We start from the raw sequence: 17,024 nt of genomic DNA on the forward strand, positions 1-17,024 counted from the left end.
ATACGAACTATTTTATCTATAGGTAAATCTCACCGGCTTTGGGTATATTACCGGGCCGCAAAAGCCAAGCAGAGACAGGAAGAGTATGATCGCCAATCACCCCGAACGAGAACAAATCCGCCTGGAAAATGTGCTTTTTGCGCTGGGCAACCCTTTGCGGCTGGATATCGTCAGAACGCTGGCGGAACGGGGAGAACAGGCCTGCGGCACGCTGCGCAAGGACGTGGCGAAATCGACGATGACGCACCACTGGCGCGTGCTGCGCGACAGCGGCGTCATCTGGCAGCGCCCGCAGGGACGCGAAAATCTGATTTCCCTGCGGCAGGAAGACCTGGATGCGCGTTTTCCAGGGCTGCTGGCAACGCTTTTACGGGTGATGCACGAAGAGTGAAAACCGGCGGATGGCGCTTCGCTTATCCGCCCTGTCTGAGTTGAGAATATTGCAGGGCAAGCAAAGCGCCGCCCGCCGCTGACCTATTTGCCTTCCGGCAGTTCGATATTGCTGCCCGCCAGCGTCTCCATCTGGTTGTACATTGCGCAGGCCGCATCGACGATATGCATCGCCAGCGCGGCTCCGCTGCCTTCGCCTAAACGCATCCCCATATGCAGATACGGTTCCAGCTCCAGGTGCCTGAGCGCGAGCTGCGCGCCCTTCTCCGCCGACAAATGCGAGGGGATGAGGTAGTCGCGCACGCCGGGCGCAATACGACAGGCGGCAAGCGCGGAGGCGTAAGAGAGATAGCCGTCCAGCACCACCGGCAGCCCCGCCGCCGCCGCGCCGAGCATCACGCCGGTCATGCCGACCAGATCGAAGCCGCCGAGGCGGGCCAGCACGTCAACGCCATCGTCCGCGTCGGGCTGGTTGATCGCCAGCGCCCGGCGCACCACGGCGACTTTATGGGCTATTTTGTCGGCCGGCAGATTTGCGCCCATGCCCACCGTATCCAGCGGATCGCTGTCGGTAAACACGCTGACCATCGCCGCCGCAGGCGTGGTGTTAGCCATGCCAAGTTCGCCCACGCCAAACAGCCGCACGCCTTCAGCGGCTTTCATCAGCGTCAGTTTTGACGTGGCCAGCAGCAGATCTTCCGCCTGCCGGCGCGACATCGCCGGGCCTGTGGCGATATTGCCGCTGCCGCGCGCCACCTTCATGTTCAGCACGCCGGGCAGCGGCTCGCTGTCAACGCCGACGTCCACAACCGTCACCTCGGCTCCGGCCAGCGCGCCCAGCACGCATACGCCGGTATTGCGGCGCGTCATATTCATGGTCTGAATGGCGGTTACCGCCTGCGGCGCAGCCGCCACGCCTTCCGCATAGACCCCGTGGTCGGCGCACATCACCATAATGGCCTTACGGCGGGTATCCAGACCGTCTTTTAAGCCCGGCATGCCCGCCAGCTGCACGGCGAGCGTCTCCAGCCGGCCAAGGCTGCCCTGCGGTTTTAACAGGCCGTCGATATACCGCCGCGCGTTGAGCATCGCGTCGCGATCGAGAGGGGCGATTGCCGCCAGAAGCGTAGCCAGTGTTTGCATCTGTTTGTTCTCTGAAGGGTTAATTTGACGCTACAAAAGCGCCAGCAGGAAAATCACTTCGCCAAGCTCGATGGCGGCGCCAAGCGTATCGCCGGTCTGCCCGCCGAGCGTACGGCGCAGCATCCAGGCCAGCCCGGCCGTGGCGGCAAGCGTAACGGCGAAGGCGAATATCCCCGTTGCCGGGACAAGCAGCAGGCTAAGCGCCGCGCCGCCCGCAAGCGTCAGCGCGGTTTGCTTACCGCTCACCTTACCGATAAACAGATTGCCTAAGCCCTTTTCCCTTGCGTATTTCTGGTTGTACATCAGCAGCACCGAGGCGCTGCGTCCGGCTACCGAGGCCGCAGCCAGCACCGCCAGCATAGGGTTGCCGCGCAGGGAGAGCTCGCTGACGACTAAAACCTTAGCGACAATCACGATAATCAGCGCCAGCCCGCCGTGCGTGCCCAGACGGCTGTCGCGCATGATTTCCAGCATGCGATCCCGGCTGCGCGCCGAAAATACGCCGTCGCAGGTATCGGCCAGGCCGTCAAGATGAAAGCCGCCCGTCAGCAATGCCAGCGCCAGCACGTAGGCCAGCGCGGCCAGCGGCAGGCCGCACCACGGCTGCAACACGGTGAACGCCAGGCCCGCAAGGGCGCCTAACAGCAGGCCCACGAAGGGAAAGGTGATAATACCGCGCACGTACTGATCCACTTCCAGCCCCTGCGACCAGCGGCCAGGCACCGGCAAACGGCTCATAAACTGCAGCGTGGCAAAATATAAACGGAAGATCATTTAATCTTTACTCCAATCCCGGAGACCACCAGCCAGACTTCCCGCGCCTGCTGCGCCAGACGTTGATTCACCCGCCCGGCGATATCGCGAAAGTGCCGGGCCAGGCGATTTTCCGGCACAATGCCCATGCCCACTTCGTTGGTCACCAGATAGACCGGCGCCGGGCTTGCGGCGCAGGCGGCCAGCAGCAGGTCAATCTGCTGGTTAACCTGCCGCTCGACGGCTGAAAAGTCCCATTTATCCTCAGGCGTATCGCCCGCCGCGTCGAACATAACGTTGGTGATAAGCGTGGTGATGCATTCCAGCACGATCGCCTGCTGCGGGTCGTTCTGCACGCCGATAACGCTGTTTAAATCGCGGTACTGCTCCAGCGTGCGCCAGTGCGCCGGACGGGAGTCGCGGTGATGCTGAATGCGGGCCGCCATTTCCTCATCGAAAATTTTCGAGGTGGCGATGTACAGCACGCGCTCGCTTGAGGCGGCCAGCCGCTCCGCATGGCGGCTTTTGCCGCTGCGCGCGCCGCCGGTAATCAAAATCATCATGGCTCCTGATGCTCACGCATAATCTGGTAAATACGTTCGATATCAATATGTTCACGCATCGCGGCGGCGAGAATATCAAACTGCCGCTGCTTATGCTGCTGATAATCAAAGTGCTCGCCCTTCCAGGCCGGCAAACCTTTTCGTTCACGCAGGGCGTTAAGCAGCGCGCGGGTAAATTCACCGTTATCGAAAACGCCGTGCAGGTAGGTGCCCAGCACGTTACCCGCGGCGTTTACCGCCCCGTCCTCGCAGGCGTAAGGCTGGCCGTTGCATTCGTGCAGGCGGGCAAAAGTTTCCACCCCCGCACCATGCTGCGTTTCGCCCATATGGATCTCGTAACCTGCAAGGCTAAGTCCCGCACAGGCGCCGAAGATACCGGGCAGCGCCGGCTGCGTTTTACCGACTACGCGGGTAGTGGTTTTCTCGTGGGCAAAACGGGTAATGACGTCCAGCAGGCCAATCCCCGGCATTTCCTGCAGCCCGGACTCCACCGAATCGAAGATATGCTTGCCGAGCATCTGGTAGCCGCCGCAAATGCCCGCCACCGCGCCGCCCTTTTGCTGGTGCGCCAGCAAAGCTTTTTCCAGGCCGTTCTCCCGCAGCCAGCGCAGGTCGCTTAAGGTATTTTTGCTGCCGGGAAGAATAACAAGATCGCAGTCCTGAAGCTCAGGCGGCCGGCTGACATAGCGCAGGCGTACGTCCGGCTGGGCCGCCAGGGCGTTAAAATCGGTGAAATTGGACATATACGGCAGCTGAACCACCGCGATATGCAGATCTTTTACCGCCGTCTCGTCATACTTGCCGCGTTGCAAAACCACGCTGTCTTCATCTTCCAGATCGATATTCAGCCACGGCATCACGCCCAGCACCGGCACGCCGGTCAGGGCTTCGATTTGTTCAATGCCCGAGTAAAGCAGCGCCTTATCGCCGCGAAACTTATTGATGATAACGCCTTTTACACGCCATTTTTCATGCTCCAGCAGCAGCGCGATGGTGCCGTAAATCGCGGCAAAAACGCCTCCGCGGTCGATATCCGCCACCAGAATCACCGGGCATGCGGCCAGCTCAGCCATGCCCATATTGACGATATCCCGGTCGCGCAGGTTAATTTCCGCCGGGCTGCCCGCGCCTTCCAGCACCATCACCTCATGTTCGGCCGCAAGGCTGCGGTACACCTCCTGAATCTGGCCGCGCAGCTGGGGTTTGTAATTGTGATAGGCGACGGCATCCATGCTGGCGGCGACTTTGCCCATCAGCACCACCTGCGCTTTGCGGTCGCTGGTGGGTTTTAACAGTACGGGATTCATACGCACGTCCGGCGCGATGCCGGCGGCTTCGGCCTGAAAAATCTGCGCGCGCCCCATCTCTTTGCCGTCCGGCGTAATGCCGGAATTAAGCGCCATATTCTGCGATTTAAAAGGCGCGACCCGCAGTCCGTCCTGCATGAAAATGCGGCACAGGCCTGCCGTCAGCACGCTTTTGCCGACGTCCGAAGCTGTGCCCTGAATCATCACGGCATTGCCCATCATGCCTCCTGTTTAATCTTATGCCGCGCCGGTCGTTAACCAGCGCAGCAGCGCAAATAACAGCAATGCCAGCGTGGACGCCAGCATCATTAAATCGATGGCGCGTAAAATATCGCTCGCTTCGATTTCGCGCAGCTCGTCCCCTATCCAGGGCTTTTCCACCCGCTGACCGAAATAGGTATTCGGGCCGCCCAGCCGGATGCCCAACGCGCCGGCAACGCTCGCTTCAGACCATGCGCAGTTCGGGCTGCTGTGCCGGTAGCGATCGCGCCAGCCGATACGTAAAGCGCGGCGGAAATCCATCCGTAAACACCAGGCCGCAGCGCTAAGCAGCAGCCAGCCCAGCCGCGCGGGAAGATAGTTGGCAAGATCGTCCATTCGCGCGGAAACATAGCCGATGGCGCGGTATTTTTCATTTTTATAGCCGACCATCGAATCAAGCGTGTTGATGGCTTTATAGGCCATCGCCAGCGGCGCGCCGCCCAGCAGCAGAAAAAACAGCGGGGCAATGACGCCGTCAACGCTGTTCTCCGCCACGGTTTCCACCGCCGCGCGGGCTATCTGCGGGCGTTCGAGCCGCGAGGTGTCCCGCCCGACGATCCAGGAAAGCTTTTCCCGGCTTTGCGCAAGCGTGCCCTGCTGCAGAGCGTAATAAACCTCCTTCGCGGCGTCGCTCAGGCAGCGCGCGGCAAGCAGGGTGTAGATCATCCACACTTCGACCAGCCAGCCCAACCACGGGCTGATGAGCCAGGCCATATGCAAAATAGCCCAGCTCAGTAGCCAGCTGGCGCCGACGACCGTCAGCCACAGCAGACCGCCGCCTGCTTTTAACGCCCGTTCGCTGGTGCAGTATTTGCGGACGATACGCTGGATAAAGACTATCAGCCTGCCCATCCAGCGCACGGGATGAGGCCAGCCTGGCGGATCGCCAAGCCAGTAGTCCAGCAGCCAGGCCGCCGCCCATGCCAGTAACGTCAAGGTTCGCTCCTTGCCAGAAACGTTATTCTAATCAAAAGGTAAAAACACAAGGGTGTGGAAATCACGCCGCCGAAAGCGACGCCAGACGTAAAAAAACCGCCGGACAGGCGGTTTTCAGATTCATGTTCACCAAAGCTTATTCAGGCTTCAGTTCACCCATCGCTTTAAGCTTTTTGGAAATCTCGCGGCGCTCTTTGGAAAGCTCGGCGTTTTTGATGATGTAGTCGTCAACGCGGTCTTCGTAGTCGGTCTTCATGCTGGCGATGATGCCCTGGATGGCTTCGATGCTCATGCCCGGCTTGATGTAGTCGCTCAGGTTATCGAGGAGCAGAACACGTTTTGAGTTGTCACGGATCTTTTTCTCTACGTCCTGAATTTCACGCTGCAGTTTGTTCTTGCGACGGAACAGACGCACAAACTCCAGAACGTCCTGAAAAGAAGGCTTGGTATTTTCCATTTTTACACCCCTGCTAAATTCATACTCGGATTCGTTAAGACAACTGCCCTAACCATAAAGGTAGCGGCTGCCGTTGACAATGATTTATCGGTTGCTGCCCCTATCTTAACCTCAAATACGGCTGAATCGAAACCAGCATCGTCAAAGCGGGCGCTCGCGCGCCTATTTACGCAGCGCGCGGCAGATAAGCTGCGACAGTAATTCCAGCTGACGGGCCAGCTCCAGGCTTAGCCACACATAGCCGTGGATCGGCGTTTCCTGCAGCGCGCTGCCCTGCCCTTCCTGCATCAGCTGCCGCAGCTCGCTGACAATTTCGCTGAGCTTTTCGGTATTGGCGGAAATGGGGGAAGGGTTGCCTTCCTGCAGGGCGAGCGCGATGGCACTCAGGGTTTTTTGCGTCATCTGCTGCGTGTCGCGCAGCGTGCGGGCGTTAATCATTAAAAAGTGGCTGGCCCTGGAGGTCCAGTAGGCGTTAATTTGCAGCTCGAGCGTGCAAACCATATTGCGGCTCACTTTCTGAATCGCTTCAAAAATCGCTTTCTGAATGCGCGTTTCTTTGCTGCAAGGGCCAATCAATGCGCGCATTTTTACAACGTCATTAAGGATGGTTTGCAGCGGTTTTTCTAAGCGCGGACGCTCAAGCAGGTTGGGAGAGAAGCCCGCGTTATAGATGCGCCCGAAGGCGGTCACGAAGTTCGCCATCTGGATACGCCAGTGGATAAAGGCCCGCTGCGGGTAGATGCTGGTAAACAGCATCGCCAGCAGCGAGCCGAAAATGACGTCGCCGCTTCGCCACAGGGCGATCTCCATATCCCCCGCCGGCGCACCTACGACGACCGAAAGCGTGATGCCGATAAGCAAGGCCTGGTAAGGACGTTTGCCGAGCGCCAGAAAGCCGCATAAAAACATGGCGATGGCGCACCACAGCAGCATTAACGGCAGGGAATAAAGCTCCAGCTTAAGCGCGATAAGCCCGAGCGCCGCGCCCAGAATGGTGCCGCCGATGCGCTCAAAGGCCCTCGGCACCACGTTTCCCCAAAAAGAGATGGGCCCCATCACCACCACCAGGGTAATCAGTGGCCAGGTGCCTTCAGGCACCTTGAGCATGCGTACGAGAATAAACGTAAGAATAAACGCCAGCGCGATGCGAATCCCGTGTACCGTGCGGTAGTGGCGGTAAACACGAATTTCAAACGGGCTAAGTGATTTGTCGGGGCGCACACCCTTCTCCTGAAAACAAAAGTGCGATTGTAGCAGACTAAACGCAAACACCCGAAAAACGAGCTTCCGGGCGTTTGGCGTAGATCAAGACGGATAAGGATAATGTTATTGCAATTTTCAGGATGGTTATTAGCGCTTGCTGGCAACCGGAACGTACATATCAAGCTCCCAGACGCCGCTTTGCGAACCGTCGTTAAGATAGTGCTCAAAGCAGGGCTTGCCGGTTAGCTGATAGCGTTCATCAGCCAGCAGGAGGGCGAAGAACTGCTGCCAGGGTTTGGCGAAATCATTGTCCGCAACGCGCGCTCGCGCAACGGCATACTCACCCGCCTCGATGCGCGTGGTGATCACCCCTTCGCTGTTTTCCGGCACAACAAAATCCTCCGCCACGCGCACAACCGTATCGCAGCGCAGCTTTTCAGCAGGCACTTCTTCAGGGTTGTCGTAGTAAATCGCCAGCCACTCGGCGCCGTTAACGCCGTGTGATTTTACCCATAGGGCGAGCTGCTCAAACCCCTGATGGACCGTTTTTTCCCACGGGCCAACCATGTGGAAACCCGCAACCGTACGTTCCGGCGCCTGTTGTATGGTGAATTCCATGCATCCTCCTGTCTGGGCCTGTACTGTTTTTATATACAGATAAATAACAAAGTGTGACGGCTCCCGCGAGGAGAGCGCGTTTGTTCTGCGAGCAGGATCGCTTTTAGTGTAGGCAAAAAAAACGGGAGAGGATCGCTCCTCTCCCGTCATTCCTTCTCAGGGGAAATCAGAGTTTGCGGTGCAGGTAGTCGCTAAAGCGCGACCACATCCCGCCTTTCTTCACTTCGCTAAGCGAAACCAGCGGCCAGTGGGCGATAAGCTTGTCGCGGTCAAAAAGTTCGATTTCGCCCACGCGCTGGCTGGCGGCTAAAGGCGCCTGCATGTCCTGGCGATCAAGAACATATTTCGCTTTGATATTAGGGACTTCAGATTTCGGCAAAGCCATATATACATCCTGGTTAGTGCCTACGTCAAAGGTATCCGTATCGCCATACCAGATATGCTCCGAGCCGATTTTCTTGCCTTTATGCAGGATCTGCACGGTGTCGAAGTTGTCCTGGCCCCAGTGCAGCAGCTTGCGCGCCTGCTCTTCGCGCCCTTTCGGGCTGTCCGCCCCCATCACCACCGCGATCAGGCGGCGCTGCCCGACCACGCTTGAAGCAATCAGGTTGAACCCTGCCCCGGAGGTGTGGCCCGTTTTCAGCCCGTCGACGTTAAGGTTTTTATCCCACAGCAGGCCGTTGCGGTTTTGCTGCGTGATTCCGTTCCACGTCAGGCTGCGCTCGCTGTACATATGATAAAACTCAGGCTCACCGTGAATTATCGCCCGCGAAAGCACGGCTAAATCATAGGCGGAGCTGTGCTGGCCGGGCGCGTCAAGGCCGTGGACGGTTTCGAAATGGGTATCGCGCAGGCCAAGCTGCGACACGTATTTATTCATCATCGCGACGAACTGCGGTTCGCCGCCGGCCACATAGTCGGCAAGCGCCACGCAGGCGTCGTTACCGGAATCGATAATCAGGCCGCGGCTCAGATCGCGCACCGTCAGCCTGTCGCCGGGCTTTAAGAACATCAGCGACGAGCCGTTAAACACGGGGTTTCCCTGCGCCCAGGCGTCTTTTCCTACGGTGACGATATCCTCAGGGCTGATACGCTTGCTGTCGATGGCGCGGTCGACAACATAGCCGGTCATCAGCTTGGTCAGGCTCGCCGGATTGCGCTGTACGTGTTCATTTTGCGCGGTCAGGATCTGACCCGTGCTGTAATCCATCAGCACCCATGAGCCGGCCTGAATTTGCGGCGGCAGCGGCGCGTTTACGAAATTCTCGTCGGCAAAAGCACTATGGGCGGAAAGCGACAGGAGTGAAAAAGCAACAAACCGACGGATCTTCAACGATATATCCTCAACAACATTATTTTCAGCCGCTCGTTGTACTGGATTTAACATTTTTTTTCGCGCCAAAATTGCAAGAGGATATGACGCTCGCCCGTTTGCAATATTATCCAGCCGTTTTTGCACGGCTATTCTTCCGCCCGGCCTGCGTATTATCTGATAGTACTCGTTGCCGGCCAGCATTTTATTGCCAGCGCCGCTGTTCATTTATATCGTGCCTTTTCGCGTGAATTTTATTCTGAAGGTACCAGCATGGTGCAAAGTAAATACTGGACGCCGGAACTTGAGGGCCTGCGGGGTTTCGCCTCGCTTTGGGTGCTGTTGGGACATATTTGCCTGCTGACCCAGTGCCGTATTCCGCTGCTTTACGACCCGGGCCTCGGCGTCGATCTCTTTATCCTGCTGTCCGGTTATTTGATGGCGAAAAATTATCAGGACCGGCAGGAAAAGGAGCCGTGGAATAGCGTTAATACGTGGCGCACGTTCTGGCTAAGGCGCTTTTTCAGAATTGCCCCTCTTTATTATTTACTGCTTATCTTCGCGCTTGTTTTCGGCGGCTGGTTTGGGGAAATGCGCAGTATTATCGCCGGCGCATGGCCCACCACCGCGACCCTCACCAGCCGCTATGCCGACCACTCATTGATGAATATCGCAAGCCATGCGACGTTCGTTTTTGGCTTTATTCCGGACTATTCATACCGTACGGTGCTGCCCGACTGGAGCATCGGGCTGGAAATGCAGTATTACCTGCTGTTCCCGTTCATCATGCTGATTATCATGCGTTTTGGCTTCTCAATTTCGGCGGCCATGCTGATGCTGTTTTGCCTTGCGGCCCGCTGGCTGCTGCCGGACTACTTCGAAGCCTTCCCGATGCCGTCGATGATCCTGATTAAGCTGCCCTTTTTTATCGCCGGCATGCTGATATCCCAGGCCGTTCGCCAGCGCAAGACAGGCTATCTGGCCCTGGCCCTGCTCGCCCCCGTCGTCGCCTGGCAAATGCGCCTTGCGGAAAACCACCTGCGCCTGATCGTTGAATGCCTGCTGATCGTCAGCATGGCCGGCCTGCTCTGGAGGCCGGAAAAAAGCACGCGTTTGAGCCGCCTGGCGCACTACCCGCGCTACCTGCTGACGCGCCCGATCAGCCTGTTTTTCGGCGATATCTCCTACTCGGTCTACCTGCTGCATTTAACGATCGTCATTCCGGTCATCGGGCTGCTGATTCATACCACGGCCTTCAGCCATTTGCCTGCGCTGGTGCGCTTTCTGGTCGCGGCAGCAATATGCCTGCCGCTAACCTGGCTTATCGCGCTGGTCCTCTACCACAGGATTGAAAAGCCGGGAATTGCGTTAGGAAAACGCATCCTCAATCGCGAGGCCGCACGGCCGCAAAGGCTGACGCCCTAGCGGCGGGTTTTCTTCTGATGCCCTGCCAAATGAGTTACCATTAAGCCAGACCTTCATCAGCTTAATGGTAACTTTCGTGTCTGATACCGCATCGCACCCTACGTTCCTCTTCCATGATTATGAAACCTTCGGTAAGAGCCCGTCGCTGGACCGGCCCGCGCAGTTTGCCGCCATCCGCACCGACGACCAGTTCAAGGTTATCGGCGAGCCCGAGGTGTTTTACTGCAGGCCCGCGGATGATTATTTGCCCCAGCCGGAAGCGGTGATGATCACCGGCATTACGCCTCAGCAGGCGCTGGCGCGCGGCGAGAACGAAGCCGCATTTGCGAAACGCATTCACGATATTTTCACCGTGCCGAAAACCTGCGTGGTGGGCTACAACAACGTGCGCTTTGATGATGAAGTCACGCGCAATATTTTCTATCGCAACTTTTACGATCCTTACGCCTGGAGCTGGCAGAACGACAATTCCCGCTGGGACCTGCTGGACGTGATGCGCGCCTGCTACGCGCTGCGCCCGGAAGGCATCGTCTGGCCGGAAAACGAAGACGGTCTGCCGAGCTTCCGCCTTGAGCATCTCACCAAAGCCAACGGCATTGAGCACGCCAACGCGCACGACGCCATGTCGGACGTTTACGCCACCATCGCCATGGCGCAGCTGGTGAAAACCCGTCAGCCGCGGCTGTTTGACTATCTCTACAGCCACCGTTCTAAGCAAAAGCTTACGACGCTCATCGATATCCCGCAGATGAAACCGCTGGTGCACGTCTCCGGCATGTTCGGCGCCTGGCGCGGCAACACCAGCTGGATTGCCCCTCTTGCCTGGCATCCGGAAAACCGCAACGCGGTCATTGTGGTAGACCTTGCCGGTGATATTACGCCGCTGCTTGAACTGGATACCGATGCGCTGCGCGAGCGTTTATACACGCCGAAATCTTCCCTGGGCGATGCGGCGGCCGTGCCGATCAAACTTGTTCATCTTAATAAATGTCCGGTGCTGGCCCGTCGCCAACACCCTGCGTGCCGAGGACGCGGAGCGTCTGGGCATCGACCGCCAGCGGTGCCTGGATAATCTTAAAGCTCTGCGCGAACATCCGGGCGTGCGCGAAAAAGCGGTGGCGATTTTTGCCGAGGCCGAGCCGTTTGTGCCTGCGGATAACGTCGATACGCAGCTTTATAACGGCTTCTTTAGCGACGCCGATCGCGCGGCGATGCGTATCGTGCTGCAAACCGAGCCGCAGAATCTTTCGGCGCTGGATATTTCATTCGTCGATAAGCGTATTGAGAAGCTGCTGTTCAATTACCGGGCGCGTAATTTCCCCGGCACCCTGGATGAAGCCGAGCAGCAGCGCTGGCTGGCGCATCGTCAGGAGGTGCTGACGCAAGAAGCGTTACAGGCCTACGCGCTGGAGCTGGAAGCGCTGTATAACCAGCACGAAGGGGATAAAGAGAAGACGGAGCTGCTTAAAGCGCTGTTCGAGTATGCGCAGTTTTTAGTGGGCTAGCCTTTCTGCAGGATAAAAAAATGGCTCCCGCGCGGGAGCCATTTTTATAGCGACAATCGATTATGCGACGTCTTCGTTGTACTGCGGTACCGGATTACGGAAGCTGCGGGTGACGCAGGCCAGGTAAATCAGGCCCACAGCGCCCCACACCAGACCAAGGATCATCGAGCTCTCTTCCAGGTTGATCCACAGCGCGCCCACGGTCAGCGCGCCGCACACCGGCAGAACCAGATAGTTAAAGTGGTCTTTCAGCGTCTTGTTGCGTTTTTCACGGATCCAGAACTGCGAGATAACTGACAGGTTCACAAAGGTGAATGCCACCAGGGCGCCAAAGTTAATCAGCGCGGTCGCGGTTACCAGGTCAAAGCGGATCGCCAGCAGCGCGATGGCCCCTACCAGCAGCACGTTCCATGCCGGCGTACGCCATTTCGGATGGATATAACCGAAGAAACGGGTCGGGAACACGCCGTCGCGGCCCATCACGTACATCAGACGTGAAACGCCCGCATGCGCCGCCATGCCGGAGGCCAGAACGGTCACGCTGGAGAAAATCAGCACGCCCCACTGGAAGGTTTTGCCCGCTACGTAGAGCATGATTTCCGGCTGGGATGCATCCGGATCCTTAAAGCGTGAGATATCCGGGAAGTACAGCTGCAGGAAGTAAGACGCAACGATAAATACCATCCCGCCGATCAGCGCGGTCAGGAAGATGGCTCTTGGGATCACGCGCTCAGCGTCTTTGGTCTCTTCAGACAAAGAAGAGATACCGTCAAAGCCGAGGAACGAGAAGCACAGGATGGTCGCGCCGGTAATCATCGGCACCACGTGCGCATCGCCGGACCAGAACGGACGGCTGCTGGTCAGCGTACCTGCGCCTTCGCCGTGGGAAACCCCATAGACAATCAGGCCGACAATCACCGCAACGATGCCCATCTGCAGCACCACGATCAGGGTGTTGAAGTTGGCAACGGTTTTAATGCTGCGCAGATTGGAGATGGTCATAAAGGCCACCAGCGCAATAACGAACAGCCACGACGGCACGCCAGGCACCAGCGCTTCAAAATAAATTTTCGCCAGCAGAATGTTGATCATCGGCATGAACAGGTAGTCCAGCAGCGATGACCAGCCAACCATAAACCCAACGGTCGGGTGGATTGATTTCTGGGCGTAGGTATAGGCGGAACCCGCAGACGGGAAACGACGCACCAGCTTGCCATAGCTCAGCGCGGTGAACAGGATCGCCACCAGAGCAAAGGCATAAGCCGTCGGCACATGGCCATCGGTCATCCCGGAAACAATACCGAAAGTATCAAACAAGGTCATCGGCTGCATGTAGGCAAGGCCCATCATAACTACCGGAACCAGCGTCAGGGTCTTACGCAGACCTGGGCGGGTGTTTGCACCTGCGGTGACGTTAAGCGACATGGTCATTCCCCCAAACGGCGAAGACATGCGCAAAAGCAAAAAACTGCCCCATCTTGTTTTCCTCGGCGACACGACTGTCGTTTTTTAAAAGCTAATATCTATCCGGTACGAAGCCCGGCCTCTTGGTTTTTTTGGCGAATGCCTGTTTAACTGCTTAGACTCAATGCAAAAAAATAACCGACGCGTTTAACGTCGGTTTTTTATCTCATTTTGTGAGGCGCGTATTTTGCACTAATTCGAGGGAGGATGACAAGATGTTGAGGCCTTCATTAATAATTTCTTTTTCAACGGTTAATGGCACCAGGAATCTGATGACGTTTGCGCGAACGCCGCAGGATAAAAGGATAAGCCCCTGACGGCCCGCCTCCTGCACCAGCGCCGCGGTCAGCTCCTTATCCGGCCGGTGGCTGTCACGTCCTTCGACCAGCTCCATAGCAATCATCGCGCCATATCCGCGCACGTCGCCGATACAGTCAAATTGCTCGGCCAGCTGATGCAGCCTTGTCTTAATTTGCTCGCCTATCGCCTGCGCGCGCAGGTTCAGCTGCTCTTTTTCAATGATATTGGTCACGGCGAGAGCGGCGGCAATGGCCACGGGAGAGCCGGCATAGGTGCCGCCAAGGCCGCCCGGCAGCGCTTTATCAAACAAGGATTTTTTCCCCACCAGCGCCGAGAGCGGAAAACCGCCCGCCAGGCTTTTCGCCATGGTGATGAGATCCGGCTCGACTTCGCTGTGTTCAATGGCGAAGGTTTTGCCGGTGCGGCAGAAGCCGCTTTGGATTTCATCGGCTATCAGCACGATGCCGTGCTTATCGCAAATGGAGCGTAGCTGCTTCATAAACTGCGGCGATGCGGCGTAAAAACCGCCCTCTCCCTGCACCGGCTCGATAATAATGGCGGCGACCTCGTCAGGCGAAACGTCAGCGGCAAAAATACCCGCCAGCGATGCCAGCGCCTGGGTATCCGTTACGCCAAGATAGGCCGCCGGATAAGGCGCGTGGTAAATACCCGCAGGGAACGGGCCGTAGCCTTTTTTATACGGCTGCACCTTGCCGGTTAGCGCCATGCCTAACAGGGTTCGCCCATGAAACGCGCCGCGAAAAGCAATTACCGCAGAGCGGCCCGGTTGCAATGCGCGCGACCTTGATCGCGTTCTCAACGGCTTCTGCGCCGGTGGTCAGGAAAAGCGTCTGGCAAGGTTCACTGATGGGCGCCAGCGCGTTCAGGCGCTCCGCAAGCTCGATGTAGTTGCCATAAGGCGTGACCTGAAAACACGGATGGGTGAAACGATCGAGCTGCTGGCGAACCGCTTCGATAACCGCCGGATGGTTATGGCCGGTATTCAGGACCGCGATGCCCGACGCAAAATCGATGTAACGGTTGCCTTCCGCATCCCACAACTCGGCGTTTTTTGCTTTCTCTATATAGACAGGCAGCAGGTTGCCCACGCCGTGCGGAACGGCCTGCTCACGCCGCGACTGCCATTGCTGATTGGTTTGCTTCATACGAACTCCTTGCGCACAAAAAACCTCTGCAAAACCGGGCAGAGGAGAAAATTTCAACGCGAAGACACATGCAGAAGAGATATCGAACCATTTTTAACAATAGATGCGGGATCGGCGGTTTGCCACTCACCTGGAAGTATTAATTTGCGTCATGCCGTAGACATTGGCGATTTCCGGGCTGGCGACGATCTGCTCCCGCCACCACTCGCTGGCGAGCCCGGCGGTTTGCTCATTCCAGCCGATCCACACCGGCACAAAGGGCACGTGGGAGACGACCTGTTTCTCAACCAGCACGCCGCTTTCGATAAAGCGCTGGGCCATATAGCGCGGCATATAGCCGCAGCCGATGCCGCTGATTTGCAGCTCAAGCTTGGTTTTAAAATCAAAGACGGTAATGGCATCCTGATCCTCAAGCAGATGCATGGCGCGGGAGGGTTCAAGACGGGAAGTATCCCCAACCACCACAGCCCTGCTGCGCTTGATTATTCTGCGGGTCAGCGGCTCTTGCGCCTCCGCCAGAGGATGGTGCGGAGCCACGACGAAGATAATTTCCAGCTGCCCGAGCAGGGTAAAACCAAATCCGCTCAGCGAGGGGGGATCGCTCATCGCGCCGACGATAATATCCGCCCGTCCTTCAGTCAGCGCTTCCCATGACCCGCCCAGCACGCCGTTGATAAACTTCAGGCGCGTCACGCTGTAGCTTTTATAAAAGGCCTCAATAAGAGGCGTGAGCAGGGAAAACGGAAAGGAATCGTCCACGCCGATCACCAGTTCGTTTTCCCAGCCCTGATGCAGCTTGATAGCCTGCTGTTCAAGTTCGCGCACGGTATGCAGCACTTCGCGCCCTTTTTCCAGCAAAAGCTGGCCTGTTCGCGTAAAGCGCGCCCGATGGCCCGAACGGTCGAGAATCTGAATATTGAGATCGTTTTCAAGTTTTTGGACGGTGTAGCTGAGCGCGGAGGGCGTTTTAAAGAGCTTTGTCGCCGCCGCGGCAAAGCTCCCTTCTTTATCGAGGGTGTCGAGGATAATAAGTACGTCCAGCAATGGTTTCATTCTCGCCCCCTGGGGTAACGAGCAATGCCACCCGCTGCGCTACTGCATGGGCATCACTAAAGGATCCGGATACTGATATTCAAACCCCAGTTCATTACAAATACGGTTGCCGTCCACCAGCTTTCCATGCCCCGGTTTTTCCTGCGCGCGGAAGGCCGGCGCCGCCAGATTGAGCTGCCGCGCCATCCGGGAATAAAACTCTTCACGCGACGGATGGCCGGGCGCACATAAATTATAGATGTGTCCGCCTTTCGGAGCCTGCAACAGAAGAGTAATTGCAGAAATAACGTCTTCGAGATGGACAAGATTGACGCCGTGCCCGCCGTTGGCGATGTCGGATTTACCGGCCAGAAAGCGGCCGGGATGACGCTCCGGCCCCACCAGCCCGGCCAGGCGCAGAATATCTACTGAGGTTCCCGGCAAATCATGCAGCCACTGTTCGAGTTCTTTTAATACCCGCCCGCTTGCGGTAACAGGAGCAAGCGTCGAGCTTTCTTTCACCGTCCCTTCGGCCTCGCCGTACACGGAGGTGGAGCTGGTAAAAATAATACGTGGAATCTGGTGCGCCAGCGCGCTGTCGACAATTTCCTGCACCGCCTGCAGATAAAAATCGTCTCCTTCGCCGGTTCGCCGGGCGGGCAGCGTAATAACAAGCGCGTCCACGTTTAACAGCTCATCGAGATCGCCGCTGTCGCAAACCAGCTCCGGGGTCAGCTGCAGCTGATAGCTGTCAATGCCGCACATGCGGGCCGCCTCAACGCCGTCGAGCGTAGTTTTGCTTCCTGTGACCTGCCAGCCCCGCGCTGATAATGACAGCGCCAGCGGCATGCCTAACCATCCTAACCCGACAATCGCAACCTTTTTCATGCCTTCTCTCCTGAGACGCAGAGTTTTATTCTGCGCTGGTGTGACTCGCCTGTATTAAGGCTACGCCACGACGGGCGAACTGACAATTAGCGGGCGCAAACAGAATATTAAACATGAGGATAAAAAGCCCTTGCGCTCAACGCCGAATCTGGTTTACGTTAAAAGCACATCATGAATAAACATTCATACGAGAATTTTATGACACGCGTTCAGACTGCAAGCCACCATCATCACCATCATCCTGACTAGTCTTTCAGGCGATGCGTGCTGGGAGACGAAAAGATCTTCCAGAGGTGCATGA

General features: G+C 57.4%; 16 protein-coding genes, 2 pseudogenes and 1 other annotated feature (1 of these 19 only partly in view). Of the genes and pseudogenes, 4 read left to right on the forward strand and 14 right to left on the reverse strand.

Features of this window, described 5'->3' with window-relative positions; genetic code table 11:
- Positions 1-85 precede the first annotated feature (85 nt).
- Positions 86-391 (forward strand): ArsR/SmtB family transcription factor, encoded by a 306-nt coding sequence (locus WLO32_RS13230; RefSeq protein ID WP_435945543.1) that lies wholly within the window; start codon positions 86-88, stop codon positions 389-391.
- A gap of 83 nt (positions 392-474) precedes the next feature.
- Here WLO32_RS13230 and cobT read toward each other — a convergent pair whose 3' ends face one another.
- The 9 genes from cobT to dacD form a co-directional block, all read right to left on the reverse strand.
- Positions 475-1,533, reverse strand: coding sequence for a nicotinate-nucleotide--dimethylbenzimidazole phosphoribosyltransferase (cobT, locus tag WLO32_RS13235; protein ID WP_435945544.1), 1,059 nt, complete (start codon positions 1,531-1,533; stop codon positions 475-477).
- A 30-nt stretch (positions 1,534-1,563) separates the two neighbouring features.
- Entirely contained in the window at positions 1,564-2,304 is a 741-nt protein-coding gene (gene cobS / locus WLO32_RS13240; protein ID WP_435948302.1) for an adenosylcobinamide-GDP ribazoletransferase, read from the reverse strand.
- A complete protein-coding gene (gene cobU, locus WLO32_RS13245) occupies positions 2,304-2,849 on the reverse strand; it encodes a bifunctional adenosylcobinamide kinase/adenosylcobinamide-phosphate guanylyltransferase (RefSeq protein WP_435945545.1) in 546 nt (181 codons plus the stop codon). The genes cobS and cobU overlap by 1 nt, the downstream gene beginning before the upstream one ends.
- Entirely contained in the window at positions 2,846-4,375 is a 1,530-nt protein-coding gene (locus WLO32_RS13250; protein WP_435948303.1) for a cobyric acid synthase, read from the reverse strand. The genes cobU and WLO32_RS13250 overlap by 4 nt, the downstream gene beginning before the upstream one ends.
- 18 nt (positions 4,376-4,393) lie before the next feature.
- Positions 4,394-5,353 (reverse strand): adenosylcobinamide-phosphate synthase CbiB, encoded by a 960-nt coding sequence (gene cbiB / locus WLO32_RS13255; RefSeq protein ID WP_435945546.1) that lies wholly within the window; start codon positions 5,351-5,353, stop codon positions 4,394-4,396.
- 136 nt (positions 5,354-5,489) lie between these two features.
- Entirely contained in the window at positions 5,490-5,810 is a 321-nt protein-coding gene (locus WLO32_RS13260; protein WP_147402970.1) for a DUF496 family protein, read from the reverse strand.
- Positions 5,811-5,972: 162 nt separating this feature from the next.
- On the reverse strand, positions 5,973-7,031 hold the full coding sequence (locus tag WLO32_RS13265; protein ID WP_435945547.1) for an FUSC family protein: 1,059 nt from the start codon (positions 7,029-7,031) through the stop codon (positions 5,973-5,975).
- A 129-nt stretch (positions 7,032-7,160) separates the two neighbouring features.
- Positions 7,161-7,631: a DNA gyrase inhibitor SbmC gene (gene sbmC, locus WLO32_RS13270; RefSeq protein ID WP_435945548.1), complete on the reverse strand. Its 471-nt coding sequence runs from the start codon at positions 7,629-7,631 to the stop codon at positions 7,161-7,163.
- Between the two features lie 166 nt (positions 7,632-7,797).
- Positions 7,798-8,964: a serine-type D-Ala-D-Ala carboxypeptidase DacD gene (gene dacD, locus WLO32_RS13275; protein ID WP_435945549.1), complete on the reverse strand. Its 1,167-nt coding sequence runs from the start codon at positions 8,962-8,964 to the stop codon at positions 7,798-7,800.
- A gap of 252 nt (positions 8,965-9,216) precedes the next feature.
- Here dacD and WLO32_RS13280 point away from each other — a divergent pair, with 252 nt between their 5' ends.
- Together WLO32_RS13280 and sbcB are read left to right on the forward strand one after the other, a co-directional pair.
- Entirely contained in the window at positions 9,217-10,368 is a 1,152-nt protein-coding gene (locus WLO32_RS13280; RefSeq protein ID WP_435945550.1) for an acyltransferase family protein, read from the forward strand.
- 64 nt (positions 10,369-10,432) lie between these two features.
- Positions 10,433-11,873: pseudogene (gene sbcB, locus WLO32_RS13285) on the forward strand (exodeoxyribonuclease I).
- A 60-nt stretch (positions 11,874-11,933) separates the two neighbouring features.
- On the opposite strand, the gene WLO32_RS13290 reads toward sbcB, so the two are convergent.
- From WLO32_RS13290 to WLO32_RS13310, 5 genes and pseudogenes are all read right to left on the reverse strand, one after another.
- A complete protein-coding gene (locus WLO32_RS13290) occupies positions 11,934-13,298 on the reverse strand; it encodes an APC family permease (protein ID WP_435945551.1) in 1,365 nt (454 codons plus the stop codon).
- Positions 13,288-13,350: a membrane protein YoeI gene (gene yoeI / locus WLO32_RS13295; RefSeq protein ID WP_121267984.1), complete on the reverse strand. Its 63-nt coding sequence runs from the start codon at positions 13,348-13,350 to the stop codon at positions 13,288-13,290. The genes WLO32_RS13290 and yoeI overlap by 11 nt, the downstream gene beginning before the upstream one ends.
- A gap of 153 nt (positions 13,351-13,503) precedes the next feature.
- A pseudogene (gene gabT / locus WLO32_RS13300) lies at positions 13,504-14,803 on the reverse strand (4-aminobutyrate--2-oxoglutarate transaminase).
- 126 nt (positions 14,804-14,929) lie between these two features.
- On the reverse strand, positions 14,930-15,856 hold the full coding sequence (locus WLO32_RS13305; RefSeq protein ID WP_435945552.1) for a LysR family transcriptional regulator: 927 nt from the start codon (positions 15,854-15,856) through the stop codon (positions 14,930-14,932).
- A gap of 39 nt (positions 15,857-15,895) precedes the next feature.
- Complete coding sequence (locus WLO32_RS13310; protein WP_435945553.1) at positions 15,896-16,723, reverse strand: SDR family oxidoreductase; 828 nt, start codon at positions 16,721-16,723, stop codon at positions 15,896-15,898.
- 198 nt (positions 16,724-16,921) lie between these two features.
- Here WLO32_RS13310 and hisL point away from each other — a divergent pair, with 198 nt between their 5' ends.
- Entirely contained in the window at positions 16,922-16,972 is a 51-nt protein-coding gene (hisL, locus tag WLO32_RS13315) for a his operon leader peptide (protein ID WP_202304721.1), read from the forward strand.
- Positions 16,948-17,024 (forward strand) — a sequence feature (His leader region); it runs 46 nt beyond the window's last position. Its footprint overlaps the gene before it by 25 nt.

The organism is Dryocola mayonis, assembly GCF_051307045.1.
In the GTDB taxonomy this organism is placed as follows: domain Bacteria; phylum Pseudomonadota; class Gammaproteobacteria; order Enterobacterales; family Enterobacteriaceae; genus Dryocola.